Origin of the sequence: Nocardioides sp. S5 (genome assembly GCF_017310035.1) — a bacterium.
GTDB lineage: Bacteria > Actinomycetota > Actinomycetes > Propionibacteriales > Nocardioidaceae > Nocardioides.
In genome coordinates, this window is record NZ_CP022296.1 from 701,319 (window position 1) to 724,281 (window position 22,963).

Genomic DNA, 22,963 nt, shown 5'->3' on the forward strand with positions numbered 1-22,963 from the left:
GGACCTCAGGAGGTCCAGGCGTGCCAGAGGTCGGCGTACTCCCCGTCCAGGGCGAGCAGCTCGTCGTGGCTGCCGAGCTCGACGATCCGGCCGTCGATGACCACGGCGATGCGGTCGGCGTCGTGCGCGGTGTGGAGCCGGTGCGCGATCGCGACGACGGTGCGGCCCTCGAGGAGGTTGTTCATCGACCCTTCGAGGGTGCGCGCGGTCCGCGGGTCGATCAGCGAGGTCGCCTCGTCGAGGACCAGCGTGTGCGGGTCCGCGATGATCAGGCGCGCGAGCGCGACCTGCTGGGCCTGGGCCGGGGTGAGGGCGAAGCGACCGGAGCCGATGAGGGTGTCGAGGCCGTCGGGCAGCCGCTCGACCCAGGCGAGCGAGCCCACCGCGCGCAGCGCCTCGCGGACGTCGTCGTCGGTGGAGTCCTCTCGGGCCAGCACGATGTTGTCGCGCACCGAGCCGATGAAGACGTGGTGCTCCTGGGTCACGAGCGCGACCTCGACGCGCAGCACCTCCAGCGGCAGGTCGACCAGGTCGACGCCTCCGACGCGCGCGGTCCCGGTGCGGGGGCGGTTGATGCCGGCGAGCAGGCGACCGAGGGTGGACTTGCCCGACCCGCTCGGACCGACGACGGCCAGCCGCTCGCCGACGGCGAGGTGCAGGTCGACGCCGTGCAGCACGTCGTGGCCCTCGCGGTAGGCGAAGCGCAGGTCCGTGGCCGTGAGCTCGACGCCGTCGGGGAGACGGTCGCCGGGCTCGCGGTCCGGCGGCACCTCGGCGATGCCGAGCAGCCGGCTGGTCGACGCGGCACCGACCTGGAGCCGGTCGACCTCGCCGATGACGGCGTCGAGGGGCTCGCTCAGCGCGACGACGTAGAGCATCGCGGCGGTGATCTGGCCGAGGTCGACCCACCCGCGGGAGTAGCCGTAGGCGCCCACCACGAGCGTGACCACCTGCGGCACCTGGAAGGCGGCGTTGAGCGCGGCGAAGAGCACGTTGCGCAGGGTCATGCCGTAGCGCTCGGCCTGCGCGGAGACCTCGATGTCGTCGCTGCCCGCGCGCACCCGGGCTCCGGACAGGTGCAGTGCCTCGACGGTGCGGGCACCCTCGACCGTCTCGGTGAGGGTGGTGTTGATCCGGGAGTAGGTGGCGCCCTCGGTGATGTACGCCTTGGGTGCGCGCCGGAGGTAGGTGCGCACCGCGGGGGTGCACAGCGCGAAGACCAGCAGCGCGGGCAGGGCGAGCACGACGGAGTTGAGCATCATCGCCACGACGGAGAGCAGGACCGTCATCAGCGAGATCAGCAGCCGGGGCACGCCCCACTGCACGGAGCGCGCCATCGTGCCGACGTCACGGGTGACGCGGGTGACGAGGTCGCCGGTGCTCGCGCCCTCGACGCGCCCCACGGGCAGGCGCAGGATCGTGTCGACGACGTACTCGCGCGCCGAGGCCAGCAGGTCCTGGCCGAAGTGGGTCGAGGTGCGCTGGGCGCCGAAGGTGAGGAGCGACTGGAGGACGACCACGCCCACCACCGCGAGGGCGATGGCGTTCAGTCCCTCCACGGCCGCGCCCTGCGCCTGCACCCGGTTGACCAGGGAGCCGAGCAGGCGGGGCACGACGAGTGCGGCGCCGGCGGCAAGCGCGTTGAGGGCGACCATCAGCGCGAAGGAGCCCTTGCGGCTGCGGACGAGGTCGCGGAAGAAGGTGAGCACCGCGCGGTTGCCCGAGACCGGCCAGCCGCGCACCGGGTTGCGCGAGGCGGCGTAGACGTCCTCGGCGCGCTGGCGGCGCAGCTCGTGGCGCTGCCACAGGGCGCGGTTGCGCTCGCGGGGACTGCCGTGGCCGGGCAGGCGCAGCTCGTCGGGGACCACCGGCGGGTCGATGGTGCGGTCGCGCCACGTCTCGGGGGAGGTGGCGAGCAGGTCGGTGGTCATCGGACCACCTCCTCGTCGTCGAGCGCGCGGGCGACCACGCGGCGGTAGTCGTCGTTGCCGGCCAGCAGGTCGGCGTGCGCGCCCTCGGCCACGACGGTGCCGTCGTGCAGCAGCACGACGTGGTCGGCGTGGTGGAGCCAGAGCGGGGAGACGGTCATGACGACGGTGGTGCGACCCGAGCGGGTCACGGCGACGCGCTCGGCGATGCGCGCCTCGGTGTGGGCGTCGACGGCGGAGGTGGGCTCGACCAGCACCAGCACCGGCGGGTCCGCCGCGACGGCGCGGGCGAGGACCACGCGCTGCCGCTGCCCGCCGGACAGGCCGCGGCCGCGCTCGTCGAGCTCGCCCTGCCAGCCCTCGGGCAGCGCGTCGTAGACGTCCTCGGCGTTGGCCACGCGCAGCGCGTGCTCGGCCTGCTCACGGGTGAGCCGGCCGTGCGGGTCGACGGCGTCCTGCAGGGTGCCGGCGAAGAGCTGGCTGCCGGTGTCGCTGACCAGCACCTGGCGGCGTACGTCGTCGAGCCCGGCGCGGGCCAGGTCGACCCCGCCGAGGGTCACGCCCCAGTCGTTGCCGGCGCGCTCCTCGTCGAGGGCGGCGATCCGGGCCCGCTCGAGCGCCCGGGCGGCGCGGGCCTGGCGGGCCGCCCGACCGCGCGCGCCCTCCTCGCCCTCGGCGGGGACCGGCTCGGTGTCGGCCGGGAGGTAGCGCCCGAGGCGGTCGGCCAGCGCAGCGCTCTGCTCCGGGACGGCGCTGACGACCACGGTCAGCCGGCCCGGCTCGACGGTGAGGTCGCTGGCCGAGTCGTGCAGGGCGGCGGACCCGTCGAGGGCGACGGGCTGCGCGGGGTCTCGCCAGGGCGGGCGCTGCTCGAAGATCGCGATCGCCTTGCGGGCGCTCACCAGCGAGCGGGTGCCCTTCTGCACGAACTCGAAGAAGGTGCGGATCGGGCCGACCATGAAGAGGCCGTAGCCCAGGAAGGTGATCAGCTCGCCCACGCTGAGCGCGCCCTCGCGGACCTGGCGGGTGCCGAGCCACACCAGGCTCACGAGGAAGAGGCCGGAGAAGAGGACGCCGACGGCCTCGACGGCCGCCTGCCAGATGCCGGCCGAGATCCCGGCGCGCCGGGCCGACTGCGACTGGCGCGCGTAGTTGGCGCCGAAGGTCTGCTCGCCGCCGATGCCCCGCAGGATGCGGAGGCCGGCCACGATGTCGGTGGCCAGCGAGGTGAGCTCGGAGGTGCGCGAGCGCTCGACCTGCTGGCGTCGGTGCAGCGGGCGCAGGAGCGGCAGGGCGGCGCCGACCAGCAGGGGCGCCGCGACCAGGGTGAGCAGACCGAGCTGCCACGACATGGTCAGCACGATGAAGGCGACGGTCAGGTAGGACACCAGCTGCCCCACGGTGCGCGCGAGGATCTCGGTGAGCGCGCCGAACTCGTCGGAGTCGCTCGAGGCCACGCTCAGCACCTCGCCGGTGGGGGAGCGGCGCGGCAGCACGTGGCCCATCTGCGCGACCTTGCGGGTGACCATCTCGAGCGTGCCGTAGAGGCTCACCAGCCAGCTCCGCACGACCAGCGTGTGCGACACGATGCCGAAGACGCCGCCGATCACCACCACGAGCAGCAGGAGCGCGGCCCACCCGGCCAGCGCCCGCTCCGAGCCGCCGACGATGCCCTCGTCCACGGCGCGGCCGAAGATCCAGGGCCCGAGCGTCATCGGCAGGAACCACAAGGCGTAGCAGAGTGACGAGAGCGCGATCAGCGCCTTCTGGCGGCCCAGCACCCACCGCAGGAACGCCGCGGGCGACCGGGTGTCGGGGTCCGGCGTGGGTGCGTCGTCGGTGCCGGTGAAGAACGTCGCGATCCGGGGTGGGTAGTCCTGCATGTCGTGCCCGACCCTAGGCGCTCTCACCCGCTCGCCACGATGCAATTAACCGTGAGCGGCCTCACGCTGCGCCGTACGCCGGGTAGTCGGTGTAGCCCTCGGCGTCGCCGCCGTAGAACGACTCCGGTCGCTGCTCGTTGAGCGGCAGGTCCTCGGCCAGGCGGCGCGGCAGGTCGGGGTTGGCGATGAAGGTGCGGCCGAAGGCGGCCGCGTCGACGAGCCCGGCGCCGATCAGCCGGTCGGCCTTGGCACGGTCGTAGCCGCCTGCGCCGACGATGGGTCCGGGGTGGGCCTCGCGCAGCGCGCGGCGGTAGTCGTCGTCGAGCTCGGGGCCGCCGGCCCAGTCGGGCTCGGAGAGGTGGAGGAAGGCCAGGTCGCGCCGGCCCAGCTCGCGGGCCACGTGGAGACCGGCCTCCGCGCCCTCGGGGTCGGAGGTGCCGTTGAAGGAACCGATCGGCGAGATGCGGATCGCGACCCGGTCCGCGGACCACGCGTCGACCACCGCGTCGGTGACCTCGAGCATGAGCCGCGCGCGGTTGGCCAGCGAGCCGCCGTACGAGTCGGTGCGCAGGTTGCTGTCCGCGGCGAGGAACTGGTGGAGCAGGTAGCCGTGGGCGCCGTGGATCTCGACGAGGTCGAAACCGGCCTCGCGGGCGTTGACGGTGGCGCGGCGGTAGTCCTCCACGACGCGCGGGATCTCCTCGGTCCGCAGCGCCCGCGGCACCGGGCACGCCACGCGCGTCGGGCGCCCGTCCTCCCCGCGCACCGTCGTGCGGTTGCGGTAGGGGCCGGCGCTGGCCGACACCGGGAGCTCGCCGTCGTGGAAGGACTCGTGGGAGACCCGGCCGACGTGCCACAGCTGGGCCGCGACCAGGCCGCCGGCCTTGTGGACCGCGTCGGTGACGCGGCGCCACCCGGCGACCTGCTCCTCGCTGTGGATGCCCGGGGTGTCCATGTAGCCCTTGCCCTCGGGGCTGACCTGCGTGCCCTCGCTGATCAGCAGGCCGGCGCTGGCCCGCTGGACGTAGTACTCGGCCATCAGGTCGTTGGCGACGTCGCCGGGGGCCGTGGCCCGCATCCGGGTGAGCGGTGCCATCAGGACGCGGTTCTGCGTCGTCACGGCACCGAGGGTCAGGGGATCGAGGAGGGAGGGCACGACAGGCGCCAACAGGGGGCCGTGCCCGGGTATTCCGGCCGACGGGACCCCTCCGGGCGGTGTGCCGGGCACCACCCCCGAGGCAGGATGGGGCGCGTGACGCTCCTCTCCCAGCTGCGAGACGTGCCCGCCCGCCTCCGCAACGAGGCCCGGCAGGTGCCCACCCACGACATCGACGAGAGCGAGGTCGAGGTCGAGTCGACGGCCCACGCCGCTGCCGGCGTCACCGCCGTCGCGGTGGCCATGCGACGTGCCATCGGCCAGATGGGCGTACGCCGCACCGCGTCCACGCTGACCCGCCTCAACCAGGTCGACGGCTTCGACTGCCAGGGCTGCGCGTGGCCGGACCCCGCGCCGGGCCACCGGCACGCGGCGGAGTTCTGCGAGAACGGCGCCAAGGCCGTCGCGGAGGAGGCCACGCGCCAGCTGCTGGACCGTGAGTTCTTCGCCACCCACCCGGTCGAGGACCTGGCCGGCCGCACCGAGTTCTGGCTGGGCAAGCAGGGCCGCATCACTGAGCCGATGGTGCTGCGCCCCGGTGCCACCCACTACACGCCGATCTCCTGGGACGACGCCTACGCCACCATCGCCGGGCACCTGCGGCGCCTGGACCACCCCGACCAGGCGACGTTCTACACCTCCGGCAAGACCTCGAACGAGGCCGCGTTCGTCTACCAGCTCTTCGTGCGGGCGTTCGGCACCAACAACCTGCCCGACTGCTCGAACATGTGCCACGAGTCGTCCGGCTCCGCGCTCGTGGACACCATCGGCATCGGCAAGGGCTCGGTCAGCCTCGAGGACATCCACCAGGCCAAGCTCCTGATCGTCGTCGGGCAGAACCCCGGCACCAACCACCCGCGGATGCTGTCCGCGCTGGAGGAGGCGAAGTCCCGCGGGGCCCGCATCATCTCGATCAACCCGCTCCAGGAGGCGGGCCTGGTCCGCTTCAAGAACCCGCAGCACCCCAAGGGCATGACGGTCGGCACCGCCCTGGCCGACCTGCACCTGCCGATCCGGCTCAACGGCGACCTCGCCTTCTTCCAGGCCGTCGGCGCCCTGCTGGTCGAGTGGGACGCGGTCGACCACGACTTCCTCGAGCAGTACACGACCGGCTACGACGCCTACGTCGAGCACGTCGCCGACCTCGACTGGGACAAGGTCGAGGCCTCCACCGGCCTCACCCGCGAGCAGGTCACCGAGGCGGCCCGGATGATCGCGGAGTCGCCGGCCACCATCACCTGCTGGGCGATGGGCATCACCCAGCACCACAACGCGGTGGGCACGATCAAGGAGATCGTCAACGTCGCCCTCCTCCAGGGCAACATCGGCAAGCCGGGCGCGGGGGTGTGCCCGGTGCGCGGACACTCGAACGTGCAGGGCGACCGCACCATGGGCATCTGGGAGCGGCTGCCCGACCACTTCCTCGACGCGATCCGCGACGAGTTCGGCTTCGACCCGCCGCGCGAGCACGGCCTCGACACAGTCGGCTCCATCCAGGCGCTGCGCGACGGCAAGATCCGGGTGTTCTTCGCGATGGGTGGCAACTTCGTCGGCGCCGCCCCCGACACCGAGGCGACCGAGGCCGCGATGCGCAACGCCGCGCTGACCGTGCACGTCTCCACCAAGCTCAACCGCTCGCACGTCGTGCACGGCGGCGAGGCGCTGATCCTGCCCGCCCTGGGCCGCAGCGAGAAGGACCTCACCGGCGGCCGCGTGCAGCGCGTGACGGTCGAGGACTCGATGTCGGCCGTGCACGCCTCGCGCGGACCGCTCGACCCGCCGTCGGAGCACGTGCGGTCCGAGGTGGACATCGTCTGCTCCCTCGCCCTGGCCACCCTGGGCGAGGACTCGCCGGTCCCGTGGGCGGCCTTCCGCGAGGACTACTCCGAGATCCGCCGCCGGATCGCCCGCGTCGTCCCCGGCTGTGCGTCGTACGACGAGAAGGTCGACGAGCCCGGCGGGTTCGTCCTGCCCCACCCGCCGCGCGACAACCGGGTCTTCGAGACTCCGAGCGGCCGGGCGGTCCTCACCGCGACCCCCCTCGACGTGCTCGACGTGCCGCGGGGCCGCTTCCTGCTCCAGTCGATGCGCTCGCACGACCAGTTCAACACCACGATCTACGGCCTCGACGACCGCTACCGCGGCGTCAAGGGCGGGCGCCGGGTCGTGTTCGTGAACCCCGACGACCTGCGCGACCTGGGCTACGCCGAGGGCGACCTGGTCGACCTGGTGAGCGAGTGGCGCGACGGGGTGGAGCGCTACGCGCGGTCGTTCCGGGTCATCCCCTACGACCAGCCGCGCGGCTGCGTCGCGGCCTACTACCCGGAGGCCAACCCGCTCGTCCCGCTGGACTCCACGGCGGACAAGAGCAACCAGCCGGTCTACAAGTCGATCGTCGTGCGGCTCGACCGGCCGGGCGAGGGCGACGGGCACTCGGACTCCCACGGCTCGCCCGACCAGGGCTCCGGGTCCCTCCGCGACGACGAACCGCACCACCTGAGCTGACCCGCCCGCTGGTTCACTCGTACGGGTACGGTGGCGAGCGATGACCACGCAGATCGACGTGCTCTCCCCGCGTGAGGTCCCCCTCGGAGGTCCCCGGGCCATGCGCGTACGACGCACGCTCCCGCAGCGGCACCGGTCGCTCATCGGCGCCTGGTGCTTCGTCGACCACTACGGGCCCGACGAGGTCGACGAGACGGGCGGGATGGTGCTGCCCGCTCACCCGCACACCGGCCTGCAGACCGCGAGCTGGCTCTTCGGCGGCGAGCTCGAGCACCGCGACTCCGTCGGCAGCCTCGCCACGGTCCGCCCGGGCGAGCTCAACCTGATGACGGCCGGCCGGGGGATCAGCCACACCGAGGTCTCCACGCCCGACACCACCCTGCTCCACGGCGCCCAGCTCTGGATCGCCCTGCCGGACGCCACCCGCCACTGCGACCCCGGCTTCGAGCACTTCGCGCCCGAGCCGGTGCGCGGCCCCGGCTGGGAGGCGCGGGTCTTCATCGGCTCACTCCTCGGGACGAGCTCGCCGGTCCACACCCACACGCCGCTGCTCGGCGCCGAGCTGATTCTCGCGCCCGGCCGGAGCCTCGAGGTCGACGTCGACGCGACCTTCGAGCACGGCGTGCTCCTCGACGTCGGTCTCGTCGAGCTGGACGGCACCGAGATCAAGCCCAGCGACCTCGCCCACGTCGCCGAGGGGCGTACGACCCTGACGATCACCGCCCTCGAGGAGTCGCGCCTGCTGCTGCTCGGCGGGCCGCCCTTCGGCGAGGCGATCGTCATGTGGTGGAACTTCATCGGCCGGACCCACGAGGAGATCGTCGGCTTCCGCGAGGAGTGGCAGGACCAGATCACCGCCGACGGCGAGGTCGTCGACGCGGGCACGTCCGTCGCCGCCGGGCGCTTCGGTGTGGTCGACCTCGACCTCCCGCCGATCCCGGCCCCCGAGCTGCCCAACGTCCGCCTCAAGCTGAGGCACTGACCGCGGTGGGTGCCGGAGCCGTCGTCGGCGCGGACGGCGTCGCGCGCTGCCCCTGGGGTGCCGGCGACCCCGTCAACACGGCCTACCACGACACCGAGTGGGGGATGCGGGTGTCGGGGGAGAGCGCCCACCTCGAGCGGCTCACCCTCGAGGCCTTCCAGTCCGGCCTCTCGTGGCTGACCATCCTCAACAAGCGCCCGCGCTTCCGAGAGGCCTTCGCCGGCTTCGACGCCGACGTCGTCGCCGCCTTCGGGCCGGCGGACGTCGAGCGGCTGATGGCCGACGCCGGCATCGTGCGCAACCGGCGCAAGGTCGACGCTGCCATCGCGAACGCCCGCGCCACCGTCGCCCTGCGCGCGGACGGCGGCCTGGAGTCCTTCATCTGGTCCTTCCGGCCCGAGCCCGGACCGCCGCCGCGCACCACCGCCGACCTGCCCACGACCTCGTCGGAGTCGGTCGCGCTGTCCGGGGCGCTGAAGAAGGCCGGCTTCGCGCACGTCGGGCCCACCACGATGTACGCCCTGATGGAGGCCATCGGCCTGGTCGACGACCACCTCGAGGGGTGTCACCGGCGGGGCTGCGCTGGCTAGTCTCCGCGCATGGACCGCGTGCACGCCTTCTCCGCCGACGACGCCCTGACCGACCTCGACGCCACCGGGCTGGTGGCGGCGCTCCGCGACGGGCTGGTCTCGGTGCCCGAGGTGGTGGAGGCGGCCATCGTCCGCACGCAGCAGGTCGACGCCGCGCTCGGCGCGGTGGCGTACGCCGCCTACGACCGCGCGCGCGAGGAGGCCCGCCACCCGCGGGGCGGCTTCTTCGCGGGGGTGCCGACCTTCGTCAAGGACAACGTCGACGTGGCCGGGATGCCCACCCAGCACGGCAGCGACGCGTTCACCGCCGAGCCGCAACGTGCCGACGGCGACTTCGCCCGGATGTACCTCGCCACCGGCCTCATCCCGCTCGGCAAGACCCAGCTCTCGGAGTTCGGCTTCTCCGGCGCCGCCGACCACGTACGCCTCGGGCCGGTGCGCTCGCCGTGGAACCCCGACCACTACGCCGGCGCGTCGTCCGCCGGGTCGGCCGCGCTGGTCGCCGCCGGTGCGGTGCCGATCGCCCACGCCAACGACGGCGGCGGGTCGATCCGCATCCCGGCTTCCGTCAACGGCCTCGTCGGCCTCAAGCCGACGCGCGGGCGGCTCGCGCAGGACCGGATGATGCGCGACATGCCCGTGCGCATCGTCTCCGACGGCGTGCTGACCCGCAGCGTGCGCGACACGGCCGCGTTCTACCGCGAGGCCGAGAAGGTCTGGCGCAACCCGCTCCTGGCGCCGGTCGGCGACGTCACCCGGCCGAGCCGGGCCCGGCTGCGGGTCGCGGTGGTGACCCAGGGCATCGGCCGCGACTGCAGCCCGGAGGTCCGCGATCTCACCCTGCGCACGGCCGAGCTGCTGCAGTCCCTGGGGCACCACGTCGAGGAGGTCGACAACCCCGTCCCGGACAGCTTCCCCGAGCACTTCGTCCGGTTCTGGTCGATGCTCGCGCTGGTGATCGCCCGGCGGGGCAGGAAGGACTTCGGCCCCACGTTCGACCCGAGCCGCCTCGACAACCTCACCCTCGGCCTGGCCCGCCACGCCGCGCGCAACCTGCACAAGCAGCCGTTCTCGATCGCGGTGCTGCGCAGCTCGCAGCGCCTCGCTGCGCGCCACCGGGCGGCGTACGACATCACCCTCACGCCGACGCTGGCCACCGAGACGCCGCGCGTCGGGCACCTGCGCCCCGACCAGGACTACGACGAGATCATGGGCCGGCTGATGGACTGGGTCGCCTTCACGCCGCTGCAGAACGCGACCGGCGAGCCGGCCGTCTCACTGCCTCTCGCGACCACCTCGGCGGGCCTGCCGCAGGGCATGATGCTGGGTGCCGGAGCGGGCCGCGAAGCCCGCCTCCTGGGCCTGGCCTACGAGCTCGAGGTGGCCGTCGGATGGCCCCGGATCCAGGCGGGACAAGGCCGTTCGGGAGCCGATTTCTCATCGTGACGGCCCATGTGTATCGTTCTCCGTCGTTGCCCCTTTAGCTCAGTCGGCAGAGCGTCTCCATGGTAAGGAGAAGGTCTACGGTTCGATTCCGTAAAGGGGCTCTGGGTCTGATCTCCTCCGGGTGGTCGGACCTCCGCGGCGGGGTAGCTCAGGTGGTTAGAGCACACGGCTCATAATCGTGGTGTCGCGGGTTCGAGTCCCGCCCCCGCTACTACCGAAATCTCATCCAGCTCCACTCCGCACCACCCGCAACCCAAGGATCTCCCATGGCCAGCAAGAGCTCTGACGTTCGCCCCAAGATCACGCTCGCGTGCACGGAGTGCAAGGAGCGCAACTACATCACCAAGAAGAACCGTCGCAACGATCCCGACCGGATCGAGCTGAAGAAGTTCTGCCCGCGCTGCCGCGCGCACACCGCGCACCGCGAGACCCGCTGACGTTCTTCGTCACCGCCGACCCGTCCGAGACTCTCGGGCGGGTCGCTGTGTGTTCTAGGGTCGTGCCATGCCCGTCGACCCCTCCCTGGTGGGGCGCGAGTTCCCCGCGCCGGCCCCCCTCACCGTGACCCCCGAGCGCGTGAGCGCCTTCGCCGCAGCCGTGGGACACCCCGGCGACGCCGGCACCGTGGTCCCGCCGACCTTCCCGATCGTGCTCGCCTTCGACGCCATGCAGGCCTTCCTCGACGCCGAGCAGATCGACCTGCACCGCATCGTCCACGGCGAGCAGCGCTTCGCCTACGCCCGCCCGCTGGTGCCGGGCGACGAGCTGACCGCCACGCTCACCGTGACCGGGCTGCGCCAGATCGGGGGCGCCGACATCATCGCCACCGCCAGCGAGATCGCCGACGCCACGGGTGCGGTCGTCTGCACCGGCAGGGCCACGCTCGTCCACTCCGCCGGAGGTGCCGCATGAATCCCGGCGACGGCCTCCCGGCGAAGACCTTCACGATCACCCGCGCCGACCTGGTCGCCTACGCGGAGGCCAGCGGCGACCACAACCCGATCCACCAGGACGAGGACGTGGCGCGCAGCGTCGGCCTGCCCGGCGTCATCGCCCACGGGATGTACACGCTCGCCCTGGTCGGTCGCGCGGTCGCGGAGTGGACCGGTGGTGCGGAGGTCGTGGACCTCGGCGCGAAGTTCACCAGCCCCGTCGTCGTGCCCGCCGAGGGCGGCGCGGACGTCGTGGTCGCCGGCACCGTGAAGTCGGTCGCCGACGGACTGGTCACCCTCGCCCTCGAGGTCACCTGCGGGGGCCAGAAGGTGCTGGGCATGCCGAAGGCCGTGGTGCGCGAGGCCACGACCCGTGCCTGACCTGCGCGACCACACGACGTTGCGCCTCGGCGGCCCCGGCCGCTCGTGGGTGCGCGCGACCACCGAGGCCGAGCTCGTCAGCGCCGTCGCGGACGCCGACGCGGCCGGGACCCCGGTCCTCGTACTGGCGGGCGGCTCGAACCTCGTCGTCGGCGACGACGGCTTCGACGGCCTCGTCGTCCAGGTCGCGACGACCGGCGTGCACGCCGCGCCCGACGACCCCGACGCGGGTCCGCAGTGCGGAGGTGTCGAGCTCAGGGTCGCCGCGGGCGAGGACTGGGACGCGCTCGTCGCCCTTGCCGTCGCGCGCGGCTGGTCCGGCATCGAGGCGCTGTCCGGCATCCCGGGAGCGGTGGGCTCGACGCCGATCCAGAACGTCGGCGCCTACGGCCAAGACGTCTCCCAGACCGTCTCCCGGGTCCGCACCTGGGACCGCGTCCAGCGCACCCAGCGCACCTTCGCCGCGGGAGACTGCGGCTTCGGCTACCGCCACAGCCGCTTCAAGGCCGACCCGGGCCGCTACCTCGTCCTCGAGGTGACGTTCCAGCTGCGCGTCGGCGCGCTGGCCGCGCCCGTGGCGTACGCCGAGCTCGCGCGTCACCTCGGCGTCGAGGTCGGCGAGCGGGCCCCGCTGGCCGACGTACGTGCCGCCGTGCTTGCCCTGCGGTCCGGCAAGGGCATGGTGCTCGACGACGCTGACCACGACACGTGGAGCGCCGGGTCGTTCTTCACCAACCCGTTCCTCACCCCTGAGCAGGCCGCCGCGCTGCCGGAGGCCGCGCCCCGCTGGGAGCAGCCCGACGGCACGGTGAAGTCGAGCGCGGCCTGGCTCATCGAGCACGCCGGCTTCGGCAAGGGCCACGTCAGCGCGGCCGCGGGGGAGCGGGTGGCGCTGTCCACCAAGCACACCCTCGCCCTCACCAACCGAGGTGGCGCCACCACCGAGGAGCTGCTCACCCTCGCCCGCGAGGTGCGCGACGGGGTCGAGGCCCGCTTCGGCGTGCGCCTGGTCAACGAGCCGGTCACCGTCGGCTGCGCCCTCTGACGTCCCCTCAAGCCAGCCAGGCGGCGATGTCGCGACGAGCAGCCTCGAGCACGTCGGACGGCGCCCGGGATGCCGCGAAGGACATCTCGGCGAGGCGAGCCAGCGTGATGTCGTCGAGCTCGTGGGCGGCGCGCATCGTGGCGTACTGCCCGGCCAGGCGCGAGCCGAAGAGCAGCGGGTCGTCGGCGCCGAGCGCGACCGTCGCACCGGCCGCGAGGAGCTGGGGGAGCGGCACCGACGTGAGGTCGGAGTAGACCCCGAGCGAGACGTTGGAGACCGGGCACACCTCGAGCGCGACGCCGGCCTCGACGACGCGGTCGAGCAGGGCGGGATCCTCCGCGCTGCGTACGCCGTGCCCGAGCCGCTGCGCCCCGAGCCGGTCGAGACAGGTGCGCACGTGGTCCGGACCGCGGAGCTCGCCGCCGTGCGGCACCAGCGCCAGACCCGCGCGCTCGGCGATCCGGAAGGCACCCTCGAAGTCCTCGGTGCGCCCGCGCCGCTCGTCGTTGGACAGCCCGAAGCCGACCACGCCCCGGTCGGCGTACTGGGCGGCCAGGCGCGCCAGCGTGCGGGCGTCGAGCGGGTGGCGCGTGCGGTTGGCGGCGATCACGACCGCGATGCCCAGCCCGGTGCGCTCGGAGGCGTCCCGGACGCAGTCGAGCACCAGGTCGGTGAACTCGGTGATGCCGCCGAAGCGCGCCGCGTAGCCGCTGGGGTCCACCTGGATCTCCAGCCAGCGCCCGCCGTCGCGGACGTCGTCCTCGGCCGCCTCGAGCACGAGGCGGCGTACGTCGTCGGGCGTGCGCAGCACCGAGCGCGCCACGTCGTAGAGGCGCTGGAAGCGGAACCAGCCCTTCTCGTCGGCGGCGCTGAGGAGCGGCGGCCAGTCCTCCACCAGGGAGTCGGGCAGCACGATGCCGTCGCGCTCGGCGAGCTCGAGCAGCGTGCCGTGGCGCATCGAGCCGGTGAAGTGCAGGTGCAGGTGTGCCTTGGGAAGTCGTGACACCTCGCGCGGCTGCTGTGCCCCCTGGTCCGCCATGGGTCGAATCGTAGGCGGGCGACCCCGCCGGTTCGACGCAGGCGGGACCCGCCCCGTATGCTTCCCGATTGGTGGTTTCACCACATGCTGCGGCATGCCCCGTCAAGGCGGGGACGGGACCGCCGGAGGGCACTAGCTCAACTGGCAGAGCATCGGTCTCCAAAACCGAAGGTTGGGGGTTCAAGTCCCTCGTGCCCTGCGAGGAAACACTGCACAGCAACAACGATGAAGGTGGGAAACGTGGCCGACGGCAACGCGGTTCAGGACCGGCGCGACTCGCGCGGCGACGACCGTGGGCGCACCAGCCCCGTCACGTTCCTGCGCCAGGTGGTGGCCGAGCTCCGCAAGGTGGTGTGGCCCACCCAGCAGCAGCTGATCACCTACTTCTTCGTCGTGCTGGTCTTCGTCATCGCCGTGATGGCCATCGTGACGCTCCTCGACCTGGCCTTCGGAAGGCTGGTCTTCGAGGTCTTCACCGGCAGCGGCACCCAGTGACCTGCTGACCAGCGAGCGTCCCGCAGCGGTTCCGCCGCACTGATCCCGCCGGGCGAGCCCGGCCCCGGTCCCGCACCGGACCACCAGCAACGACGTACGGAGTGAAGACGTGTCTGAGAACAATGACGTGGACCAGGTCGACGACCAGGTCGAGTCGCTCGACGAGGCGACCGCGGAGGGCGCCGTCGACGACGCCGTCGAGGTCGAGGACGTGACCGACGCGAGCGCCGAGGACGACTCCGCCGAGGCGGCCACCGAGGACGACTCCGAGGACGAGGCGTCCGCCGCCGACGAGTCCGAGGACGAGTCCGGCTCCGAGCCTGACGAGAACGACCCGCTCGAGGCGTTCCGCCGCGAGCTGTGGGCCAAGCCCGGCGACTGGTTCGTCGTGCACACCTACTCCGGCATGGAGAAGCGGGTCAAGCACAACCTCGAGAACCGCATCATCTCGCTCAACATGGAGGACTACATCCACGAGATCGTGGTCCCCACCGAGGAGGTCGCGGAGATCAAGAATGGCCAGCGCAAGATGGTCACCCGCACCGTGCTCCCCGGCTACGTCCTGGTCCGCATGGACCTCACCGACGAGTCCTGGTCGGCCGTGCGCCACACGCCGTCGGTCACCGGCTTCGTGGGCCACAGCCACCAGCCGGTCCCGCTCAGCATGAGCGAGGTCGAGGACATGCTGGCCCCCGCCGTCGTGGCCGTCGCCGAGGCCGAGGCCGCTGCCTCCGGCGAGAAGGGCGCCTCCACGACCCCGCGCAAGCCGGTCGAGGTGGCCGACTTCGACGTCTCCGACTCGGTCATGGTGGTCGACGGCCCGTTCGCCACGCTCCACGCGACGATCACCGAGATCAACGCCGAGTCCCAGCGCGTCAAGGCCCTCGTCGAGATCTTCGGCCGCGAGACCCCGGTCGAGCTCAGCTTCAGCCAGATCCAGAAGGTCTGACGATTTCCGTCCGCCCGCTCTGCGGACGGACAATGCAGTAGCGACAACCCGTGGCAGGGGGCGAAGTGCCCTCGTCATGACCACATGAGAGAAAGAGAAGGCTATGCCTCCCAAGAAGAAGATCGCCGCACTCGTCAAGGTGCAGCTGCAGGCCGGTTCGGCCACCCCGGCCCCGCCGGTCGGTACGGCGCTCGGCCCGCACGGCGTCAACATCATGGACTTCTGCAAGGCCTACAACGCCCAGACCGAGTCCATGCGCGGCAACGTGATCCCCGTCGAGATCACCATCTACGAGGACCGCTCGTTCGAGTTCATCACCAAGACCCCTCCGGCCGCCGAGCTCATCAAGAAGGCCGCCGGTCTCTCCAAGGGCTCTGGCGTCCCGCACAAGGAGAAGGTCGGCAAGCTGACCAAGGACCAGGTCCGCGAGATCGCGACGACCAAGCTCCCCGACCTCAACGCCAACGACATCGACGCCGCCATGAAGATCGTCGAGGGCACCGCCCGCTCGATGGGCATCACGACCGACTGAGCGAGCTCGTGAGCTCAGCAGTTCAGCACTAAACGTGGGAGAGCCGCGCTGGCTCGCCTAAACCACATCCTTCGCACCACAGAAACGAGAAGACAATGCAGCGCAGCAAGACCTACCGCGCAGCGGCCGAGGCGTTCGACCAGGACGAGCTCTACGCCCCGCTGGCAGCCATCAAGATCGCCAAGTCCGGCTCCAAGAAGAAGTTCGACGAGACCCTCGACGTCGTCATGCGCCTGGGTGTCGACCCGCGCAAGGCCGACCAGATGGTCCGCGGCACCGTGAACCTCCCCCACGGCACGGGCAAGACCGCCCGCGTCCTGGTGTTCGCCAACGCGGACAAGGCCGACGCCGCCCGCGAGGCCGGCGCCGAGTTCGTCGGTGGCGACGAGCTGATCGAGAAGGTCGCCGGCGGCTGGCTCGACTTCGACGCCGTCGTCGCCACGCCCGACATGATGGGCAAGGTCGGTCGCCTCGGTCGCGTCCTCGGCCCCCGCTCCCTCATGCCGAACCCGAAGACCGGCACGGTGACCCCCGACGTCGCCAAGGCCGTCACGGACATCAAGGGCGGCAAGATCGAGTTCCGCGTCGACCGCCACGCCAACCTGCACTTCATCATCGGCAAGGCGTCCTTCTCCGAGGCCCAGCTCGCGGAGAACTACGCCGCTGCCCTCGAGGAGGTGCTGCGGCTCAAGCCGGCCAGCTCCAAGGGTCGCTACATCAAGAAGATCACGGTCTCGACGACGATGGGTCCCGGCATCCAGGTCGACCCCAACCGCATCAAGAACGTCGCGTCCGAGGACGAGGCCGACCAGGCCTGATCCCCACCGGACCCCCACGGGTCCGCGACCGCCGTGTCGGCCCGGTCGCCCCTCGCGGGGCGGCCGGGCCGATCTGCCTGTCCGGGCGACCTGCCCGGCCGCCGTGGCGTTTCGGTGTGGAAGCATCGGGTAGGAAGGCACCAAGCCCTGCTTGCCGCTCGTCCTCGTCCGTGTCAGGAGACACCATGCGCCTCACGCCCCTTGCCCGCCGTCTCGGCTCCGCCGCCCTGGTGCTGACGATCGGCGTGGGAGCCACCGCCTGCAGCGGTGACGACTCCGGCTCGGACTCCGCGAGCTCGGCGACCGACGAGTCGAGCGAGACCAGCGCCGAGGACTCCGGCGACGAGCCCGTCGCCGACGACGGGTCCGGTGACGACGTCGAGGCTCCCAGTGAGCTGTCGGCCGCGGACTTCTACCCCGCCGTCATGGAGGCGATGCGCGAGGCGGAGACCTTCACCTTCGAGACGGTCACCGACGCCGCTGGCCAGGGCCAGACCATGACCGGCGAGGCGCGCTACGGCGACGACGGCATCGAGATGAAGGCCTCGAGCACCGGCGCGCAGCCGATGGAGCTGATCCTGCTCGGCCAGGCGATGTACATGAAGTCGCCCCAGCTCGGCACCGGTGACAAGTGGGTCAAGATCGACCTGAGCGACCCCGACTCGCTGTTCGGCATGATCGGCAAGGCGACCGACCCCGAGGTGATGTTCAAGGCCCTCGAAGAGCCCAAGAAGCTCGAGCTGGTCAGGGCCGAGGACGTCGACGGCGTGGCCACCAACCACTACCGGATCACGCTGGACCCCACGAAGTACCTCGCCGCCATGGACTTCCCGGCCGCGATGGCGGACATGCTGCCCAAGGAGCTGGTGACCGAGATGTGGGTCGACGCCGACGACCTGCCGCGCAAGTTCGCCCAGACCATCGAGGTCCCCGCGGTCGGCGGCGGTCAGCCCACGACCTCGAGCACCGAGGGCACCTACTCCGACTTCGGCACCGACGTGGAGATCGAGGCTCCGCCGGCCAGCGAGGTCACCGAGGACTTCCCCGGCGCCTGAGCCGCTCCGGCGGGCTCGCGCCTCACTCGCGGAAGACGCGCTCGTCGATCAGCTGCTCCTTGACCTCGGTGCCCTCGTGCTCGTAGCGGCCCTGGTCGAAGCGGGTCCTGAACTGGAGCACGACGCCGTCGCGCCCGAAGCGGTTCTTCTCCACGGTGAGGACGGCGAAGTCACGGAACCGCTCGGCGTTGCTGAGGTCGTAGGTCAGGTGGTGGCGCGCGACGATGTCGAACTTGTTGTTCAGCACCAGCACGACGTCGGCCTCGTACGCCAGCGCGCTGGAGCCGCGCAGGTCGCTGGCGCGCATCCGCTTGCCCGAGCGCAGTGCCGCCTTCTCGGCCGCGGCGATCGCCAGCACCGGGGCGTTGATGTCGATGGCGAGGTCCTTGAGGCCCTCGACGATCTCGGTGGAGCTGTCGTCCTCGTCGGGGTGCTGCGTCTTCACCTTCTGCAGGTAGTCGACGATCACGAGCGGGGTCGTGCCCGACAGCTCGCGCACGGCCTCGATGGCGTTCTGGATCGCAGCGAGGTCGGTGCGGGTCCCGGTCGAGCGGTGCACGAAGAGCATCTCGCTGTAGTGCGAGACCCGGGCCAGTGCCTCGACGCCGCACGGCACGGACTCGAGGCGGTGCTCGAGCGAGCTGACCCACAGGTCGTCGAAGATCGACCGGATGCTGTTGACCCGCACCTGGTCCGACTCGTCGAGCTCGCCGGCCTCCATCGCGATGAGCTTCTGGGTGATGTCCTCGGCGTCGTGCTCGTAGGAGAAGAAGATGACCGGGCGCCCGGTCGCGGCGTTGTTGCGCGCGACCTGGAGGGCGAAGGTGGACTTGCCGAGGCCCTGCGGCCCGGCCAGCAGCACCAGCGAACCGGCCCGCATCCCTCCGCCGATCAGCGGGTCGAGGCCGACGAAGCCGGTCTTCCAGACCCGGCCTGCGGCGTTGCGGCCGGTGAGCATGCGTTCGTCGCTCCGGGCCAGTGAGGCCCCGACGGTCGTGAGCTGGTGATCCACGCGTCCATGGAACCAGCGTCGGGGCCGTCGCGGCAGCGGATTGGGTCGTTTGCCCCGTTGCGAGCGCCGATTTGTCTGCCTCGGGGCCCGACGCGTACTGTCTGGCTTCGATACCAGAGACCGCAGGTGGTCACGAGCTCCTCGCCCGTGACCGAAGGTTCGCAGCAGCGAACGGCCGGCGCAGGTGAGAGCAGCGGCCAGCGCCGCACCAACGCCTCGAGCCTGTGCTCGGGGCGTTCGTCGTCTGTGGGCCGGGACGCCGGTGGTCAACCCCGGAAGGAGACCCCATGGCGCGGCCAGAAAAGACTGCCGCCGTCGCGGACATCGTTGAGTCGTTCAACGAGTCCGCCGGCGCTGTGCTGACCGAGTACCGCGGTCTCACCGTGAAGCAGCTGCAGGACCTGCGGCGCTCCCTCGGCGAGAACGCCCACTACGCCGTGGTCAAGAACACGCTCGCCAAGATTGCCGCCACCGAGGTGGGAATCGAAGGCTTCGACGACCTGCTGACCGGCCCGACCGCCATCGCCTTCATCAATGGAGACGTGGTCGAGGCCGCCAAGGGTCTGCGTGACTTTGCCAAGGCAAACCCCGCCCTCGTCATCAAGGGCGGTGTCCTGGACGGCAAGTCCCTCGACGCTGCAGAGATCGCCAAGCTGGCCGATCTCGAGTCGCGCGAGGTCCTGCTGGGCAAGCTCGCGGGCGGCATGCTCGCCTCGCTGTCCCAGGCCGTCTACCTCCTCAACGCCCCGCTCGCCCAGGTCGCCCGGCTCGCCGGCGCCCTGGAGGCGAAGGCGACCGAGGACCCCTCGATCCTCGCAGGTGGTGCCGGTACGCCGGCTGCTCCGGCTGCCGAGGACGCCCCGGTCGAGGAGGACTCCGCTCCCGCGGAGGCCGCCGAGCCCGAGGCGACCGACGAAGCGGCCGACGCGGCCGCTGAGTCCACCGACGCCTGACCCCGGGCCGACGTACACCACCTGGAAACCCCTGATCCGCGTGCACGCGCGGGTCTCAGATCGGAAGGAACCGCCACCATGGCGAAGCTGTCCACCGTCGAGCTGCTCGACGCGTTCAAGGAAATGACCCTCATCGAGCTCTCCGAGTTCGTCAAGGAGTTCGAGGAGACCTTCGGCGTCACCGCCGCTGCCCCCGTCGCCGCCGCCCCCGCCGCGGGCGCCCCGGCCGCCGGTGGCGAGGCCGCTGCCGAGCAGGACGAGTTCGACGTCGTCCTCGAGGCCGCTGGTGACAAGAAGATCAACGTCATCAAGGAGGTCCGCGCGCTGACCTCCCTCGGCCTCAAGGAGGCCAAGGACCTCGTCGAGGCCGCCCCCAAGGCGATCCTCGAGAAGGTCGACAAGGCTTCGGCCGACAAGGCGAAGGAGGCCCTCGAGGCCGCCGGCGCCACCGTCACCGTCAAGTGACCCCCTGACGGACGGGCCCTCGCGGGCCCTCCGTCGACCGCCCAGGGCGGTCACCCCTTCGCCGGGGTGGCCGCCCTGTGGCGTTCCCGCAGGACGGACCTTCCGGTGCCCCTGTCCCACGTCCAGTGACGAGCGTCGCACCCGGGGCGTAACCTCCCGCGACCTGCCGCGTTGGACTACTCAGGAGTAGCGACGGGGAGAGGAAGGGGTCCGCGCAACATGGGTGTCGAGATCAAGGTCAACGACCTCTCCAAGTCGTTCGGCAAGCAGCTCATCTGGGGCGACGTGACGCTCACCGTCCCCGCCGGCGAGATCTGCGTCATGCTCGGCCCGTCGGGCACGGGCAAGTCGGTCTTCCTCAAGACGCTCATCGGCCTGCTCAAGCCCGACAAGGGCTCGATCATCATCGAGGGCACCGACATCGCGAGTTGTTCCGAGCGCGACCTCTACGAGATCCGCAAGCTGTTCGGCGTGCTGTTCCAGGACGGCGCGATGTTCGGCTCGATGAACCTCTACGACAACGTCGCCTTCCCGCTGCGCGAGCACACCCGGAAGTCCGAGTCCGAGGTCCGCGAGATCGTCATGGAGAAGATGGACCTCGTCGGCCTGCTCGGCGCCGAGGACAAGCTCCCGGGCGAGATCTCCGGCGGCATGCGCAAGCGCGCCGGCCTGGCCCGAGCGCTGGTGCTCGACCCCGAGATCGTGCTCTTCGACGAGCCGGACTCCGGCCTCGACCCGGTGCGTACTGCGTTCCTCAACCAGCTGATCGTCGACCTCAACGCCCAGATCGACGCCACCTTCCTCATCGTCACCCACGACATCAACACCGCGCGGACGGTGCCGGACAACATCGGCCTGCTCTACCACCGCCACCTCGCGATGTTCGGCCCCCGCGAGGAGCTGCTCAGCTCGGAGGAGCCCGTGGTGCGCCAGTTCCTCAACGCCCAGAAGGTCGGGCCCATCGGCATGTCGGAGGAGAAGGACGCCGACGAGCTCGCCGCCGAGGCCGGCCAGGAGCTGCCGCCCCTGCCGCCGATCCCGTTGCAGCTCGACCCGTCCAACGGGATCCCGCGGCGCAGCCAGCGTCCCGCGGGGGAGTGGTGCCGCGAGCACGGCGTGACCCCGCCGCCCGGTTCGTTCGAGTCCAGCAACGCCGGCCTGGCCCCGGGAGCCTGACCGTGGCGACCTCCACCTCGCTGACCTCGCGCGCCCTCGCGCCCGTGGGCGTCGCAGGCAACCTGTTCGCCTTCGCCCTCGACGTGTTCCGCGGACTGTTCAGGCGGCCCTTCCAGCTGCGGGAGTTCATCCAGCAGGCGTGGTTCATCGCGTCGGTCACGATCGTCCCCACCGCGCTCGTGGCGATCCCCTTCGGCGCGGTCATCGCGCTCCAGGTGGGCGGACTGATCAAGCAGTTCGGCGCCCAGTCCTTCACCGGCTCGGCGTCGGTCCTCGCGGTGGTCCAGCAGGCCGCGCCGATCGGCACCGCCCTGCTCATCGCCGGGGCGGGAGGCTCGGCGATCGCCGCCGACCTGGGCGCACGCAAGATCCGCGAGGAGCTCGACGCGATGATGGTGCTGGGCATCGACCCGATCCAGCGGCTGGTGGTCCCGCGGGTGCTGGCGTGCATGCTCGTCGCGTTCTTCCTCAACGGCATGGTCAGCGTGGTCGGCGTCGCGGGCGGCTACGTCTTCAACGTGATCCTCCAGGACGGCACTCCCGGCGCCTACCTCGCCAGCTTCACGGCGCTCGCCCAGCTGCCGGACCTGTGGATCGGCCTGATCAAGGCGCTGATCTTCGGGCTCATCGCCGCGATCGTCGCCTCCTACAAGGGGATGAACGCCAACGGAGGGCCGAAGGGGGTCGGCGACGCGGTCAACGAGTCGGTCGTCATCACCTTCCTGCTGCTCTTCGTGGCCAACTTCGTCCTCAGCATGATCTACCTCCAGGTCGTCCCACCGAAGGGCGGATGACATGGCTCTCAAGGACGTCTACGCCAAGCCGCTGGCCTCGCTCGACACCCTCGGCGGCCAGCTCGCCTTCCACCTGGGCGTGCTGCGCGCGATCCCGCGATCGATCGCCCGCTACCCCCGCGAGATCATGCGGATCCTCGCCGAGGTCACCCTCGGCACGGGTGCGCTCGCCGTCATCGGCGGCACCGTCGGCGTCATCATCGGCATGACGTTCTTCACCGGTGCGCAGGTCGGTCTCTCCGGCTACGCCGCGCTCAACCAGCTCGGCACCGCGGCCTTCGCCGGCTTCGTCTCGGCCTACTTCAACACCCGCGAGATCGCCCCGCTGGTGGCCGGGATCGCGCTCGCCGCCACCGTGGGCTGCGGCTTCACCGCCCAGCTCGGCGCGATGCGGATCTCGGAGGAGGTCGACGCGCTCGAGGTGATGGCGATCCCGTCGATGCCGTTCCTCGTCGCCACCCGCGTGGTCGGCGGACTGATCGCGATCATCCCGCTCTACGTCGTGGGCCTGCTGTCCTCCTACTTCGCCAGCCGGCTCGTGGTGACCCAGATCTACGGTCAGTCGCCGGGCACCTACGACCACTACTTCAACGCGTTCCTGCCGCCGGGCGACGTGCTGTGGTCCTTCGGCAAGGTCCTCGTCTTCGCGGTGACGGTGATCCTCATCCACTGCTACCACGGCTACAACGCCTCCGGCGGTCCCGCCGGGGTGGGCGTCGCGGTGGGACGCGCGGTGCGGACCAGCATCGTGGCGATCAACGTCCTCGACCTGCTCCTGTCCATGGCGATCTGGGGCGCGGCCACGACCGTGCGGCTGGCGGGGTGAG

Annotated in this window: 23 protein-coding genes and 3 tRNA genes; 21 read left to right on the plus strand and 5 right to left on the minus strand. The window is 71.5% G+C overall.

Annotation, left to right across the window (positions count from 1 at the left end):
* Positions 1–5: 5 nt before the first annotated feature.
* From CFI00_RS03515 to nemA, 3 genes are all read right to left on the minus strand, one after another.
* Positions 6–1,931: an ABC transporter ATP-binding protein gene (locus CFI00_RS03515; protein WP_207083906.1), complete on the minus strand. Its 1,926-nt coding sequence runs from the start codon at positions 1,929–1,931 to the stop codon at positions 6–8.
* Positions 1,928–3,811 carry an ABC transporter ATP-binding protein gene (locus CFI00_RS03520; RefSeq protein WP_207083907.1) on the minus strand — a complete coding sequence of 628 codons (1,884 nt, stop codon included), beginning with the start codon at positions 3,809–3,811 and terminating at the stop codon, positions 1,928–1,930. The genes CFI00_RS03515 and CFI00_RS03520 overlap by 4 nt, the downstream gene beginning before the upstream one ends.
* Before the next feature lie 61 nt (positions 3,812–3,872).
* The gene (nemA, locus tag CFI00_RS03525; protein WP_207083908.1) at positions 3,873–4,967 is read right to left on the minus strand and encodes an N-ethylmaleimide reductase; all 1,095 of its coding nucleotides are present in this window, start codon (positions 4,965–4,967) and stop codon (positions 3,873–3,875) included.
* Between the two features lie 96 nt (positions 4,968–5,063).
* On the opposite strand from nemA, the gene CFI00_RS03530 reads away from it, so the two are divergent.
* The 10 genes from CFI00_RS03530 to CFI00_RS03575 all read left to right on the plus strand — a co-directional run bounded on the left by CFI00_RS03530 (position 5,064) and on the right by CFI00_RS03575 (position 12,848).
* Positions 5,064–7,472 (plus strand): FdhF/YdeP family oxidoreductase, encoded by a 2,409-nt coding sequence (locus CFI00_RS03530; RefSeq protein ID WP_277988349.1) that lies wholly within the window; start codon positions 5,064–5,066, stop codon positions 7,470–7,472.
* A 40-nt stretch (positions 7,473–7,512) separates the two neighbouring features.
* Complete coding sequence (locus CFI00_RS03535) at positions 7,513–8,454, plus strand: pirin family protein (RefSeq protein WP_207083910.1); 942 nt, start codon at positions 7,513–7,515, stop codon at positions 8,452–8,454.
* A gap of 5 nt (positions 8,455–8,459) precedes the next feature.
* Positions 8,460–9,044: a DNA-3-methyladenine glycosylase I gene (locus tag CFI00_RS03540; protein ID WP_207083911.1), complete on the plus strand. Its 585-nt coding sequence runs from the start codon at positions 8,460–8,462 to the stop codon at positions 9,042–9,044.
* 9 nt (positions 9,045–9,053) lie between these two features.
* Positions 9,054–10,490, plus strand: coding sequence for an amidase (locus tag CFI00_RS03545; protein ID WP_207083912.1), 1,437 nt, complete (start codon positions 9,054–9,056; stop codon positions 10,488–10,490).
* A gap of 28 nt (positions 10,491–10,518) precedes the next feature.
* A tRNA-Thr gene (locus CFI00_RS03550) sits at positions 10,519–10,591 on the plus strand.
* Between the two features lie 36 nt (positions 10,592–10,627).
* Positions 10,628–10,701 (plus strand) — tRNA-Met (locus CFI00_RS03555).
* A gap of 55 nt (positions 10,702–10,756) precedes the next feature.
* Positions 10,757–10,927: a 50S ribosomal protein L33 gene (gene rpmG, locus CFI00_RS03560; protein ID WP_056602159.1), complete on the plus strand. Its 171-nt coding sequence runs from the start codon at positions 10,757–10,759 to the stop codon at positions 10,925–10,927.
* A gap of 67 nt (positions 10,928–10,994) precedes the next feature.
* Entirely contained in the window at positions 10,995–11,402 is a 408-nt protein-coding gene (locus tag CFI00_RS03565; RefSeq protein WP_207083913.1) for a MaoC family dehydratase N-terminal domain-containing protein, read from the plus strand.
* On the plus strand, positions 11,399–11,803 hold the full coding sequence (locus CFI00_RS03570; protein ID WP_207083914.1) for a MaoC/PaaZ C-terminal domain-containing protein: 405 nt from the start codon (positions 11,399–11,401) through the stop codon (positions 11,801–11,803). Before CFI00_RS03565 ends, CFI00_RS03570 begins: the two co-directional genes overlap by 4 nt.
* Positions 11,796–12,848: a UDP-N-acetylmuramate dehydrogenase gene (locus CFI00_RS03575; RefSeq protein ID WP_207083915.1), complete on the plus strand. Its 1,053-nt coding sequence runs from the start codon at positions 11,796–11,798 to the stop codon at positions 12,846–12,848. Before CFI00_RS03570 ends, CFI00_RS03575 begins: the two co-directional genes overlap by 8 nt.
* Positions 12,849–12,855: 7 nt before the next feature.
* Here CFI00_RS03575 and CFI00_RS03580 read toward each other — a convergent pair whose 3' ends face one another.
* A complete protein-coding gene (locus tag CFI00_RS03580; RefSeq protein ID WP_207083916.1) occupies positions 12,856–13,887 on the minus strand; it encodes an adenosine deaminase in 1,032 nt (343 codons plus the stop codon).
* 126 nt (positions 13,888–14,013) lie between these two features.
* Here CFI00_RS03580 and CFI00_RS03585 point away from each other — a divergent pair.
* The 6 genes from CFI00_RS03585 to CFI00_RS03610 all read left to right on the plus strand — a co-directional run bounded on the left by CFI00_RS03585 (position 14,014) and on the right by CFI00_RS03610 (position 17,736).
* A tRNA-Trp gene (locus tag CFI00_RS03585) sits at positions 14,014–14,086 on the plus strand.
* 41 nt (positions 14,087–14,127) lie between these two features.
* Positions 14,128–14,382, plus strand: a complete 255-nt coding sequence (secE, locus tag CFI00_RS03590; RefSeq protein ID WP_207083917.1) for a preprotein translocase subunit SecE — start codon at positions 14,128–14,130, stop codon at positions 14,380–14,382.
* Positions 14,383–14,491: 109 nt separating this feature from the next.
* Positions 14,492–15,331 carry a transcription termination/antitermination protein NusG gene (gene nusG, locus CFI00_RS03595; protein WP_207083918.1) on the plus strand — a complete coding sequence of 280 codons (840 nt, stop codon included), beginning with the start codon at positions 14,492–14,494 and terminating at the stop codon, positions 15,329–15,331.
* Positions 15,332–15,434: 103 nt separating this feature from the next.
* On the plus strand, positions 15,435–15,863 hold the full coding sequence (gene rplK / locus CFI00_RS03600) for a 50S ribosomal protein L11 (protein WP_207083919.1): 429 nt from the start codon (positions 15,435–15,437) through the stop codon (positions 15,861–15,863).
* A 95-nt stretch (positions 15,864–15,958) separates the two neighbouring features.
* A complete protein-coding gene (gene rplA / locus CFI00_RS03605; protein WP_207083920.1) occupies positions 15,959–16,681 on the plus strand; it encodes a 50S ribosomal protein L1 in 723 nt (240 codons plus the stop codon).
* 185 nt (positions 16,682–16,866) lie between these two features.
* Positions 16,867–17,736: a hypothetical protein gene (locus tag CFI00_RS03610; protein WP_207083921.1), complete on the plus strand. Its 870-nt coding sequence runs from the start codon at positions 16,867–16,869 to the stop codon at positions 17,734–17,736.
* Positions 17,737–17,758: 22 nt separating this feature from the next.
* Here CFI00_RS03610 and CFI00_RS03615 read toward each other — a convergent pair whose 3' ends face one another.
* Positions 17,759–18,748: a DnaB-like helicase C-terminal domain-containing protein gene (locus CFI00_RS03615; RefSeq protein ID WP_207083922.1), complete on the minus strand. Its 990-nt coding sequence runs from the start codon at positions 18,746–18,748 to the stop codon at positions 17,759–17,761.
* A gap of 287 nt (positions 18,749–19,035) precedes the next feature.
* Between CFI00_RS03615 and rplJ the strand changes: the two genes are divergently transcribed.
* From rplJ to CFI00_RS03640, 5 genes are all read left to right on the plus strand, one after another.
* The gene (gene rplJ, locus CFI00_RS03620; RefSeq protein WP_207083923.1) at positions 19,036–19,701 is read left to right on the plus strand and encodes a 50S ribosomal protein L10; all 666 of its coding nucleotides are present in this window, start codon (positions 19,036–19,038) and stop codon (positions 19,699–19,701) included.
* A 78-nt stretch (positions 19,702–19,779) separates the two neighbouring features.
* Positions 19,780–20,166, plus strand: coding sequence for a 50S ribosomal protein L7/L12 (gene rplL / locus CFI00_RS03625; protein WP_207083924.1), 387 nt, complete (start codon positions 19,780–19,782; stop codon positions 20,164–20,166).
* A 219-nt stretch (positions 20,167–20,385) separates the two neighbouring features.
* Entirely contained in the window at positions 20,386–21,342 is a 957-nt protein-coding gene (locus CFI00_RS03630; protein ID WP_207083925.1) for an ABC transporter ATP-binding protein, read from the plus strand.
* Between the two features lie 20 nt (positions 21,343–21,362).
* Positions 21,363–22,136 (plus strand): ABC transporter permease, encoded by a 774-nt coding sequence (locus CFI00_RS03635; protein WP_207085364.1) that lies wholly within the window; start codon positions 21,363–21,365, stop codon positions 22,134–22,136.
* Between the two features lies 1 nt (position 22,137).
* Positions 22,138–22,962, plus strand: a complete 825-nt coding sequence (locus CFI00_RS03640) for an ABC transporter permease (protein ID WP_207083926.1) — start codon at positions 22,138–22,140, stop codon at positions 22,960–22,962.
* The last annotated feature ends 1 nt before the right edge of the window (position 22,963 follow it).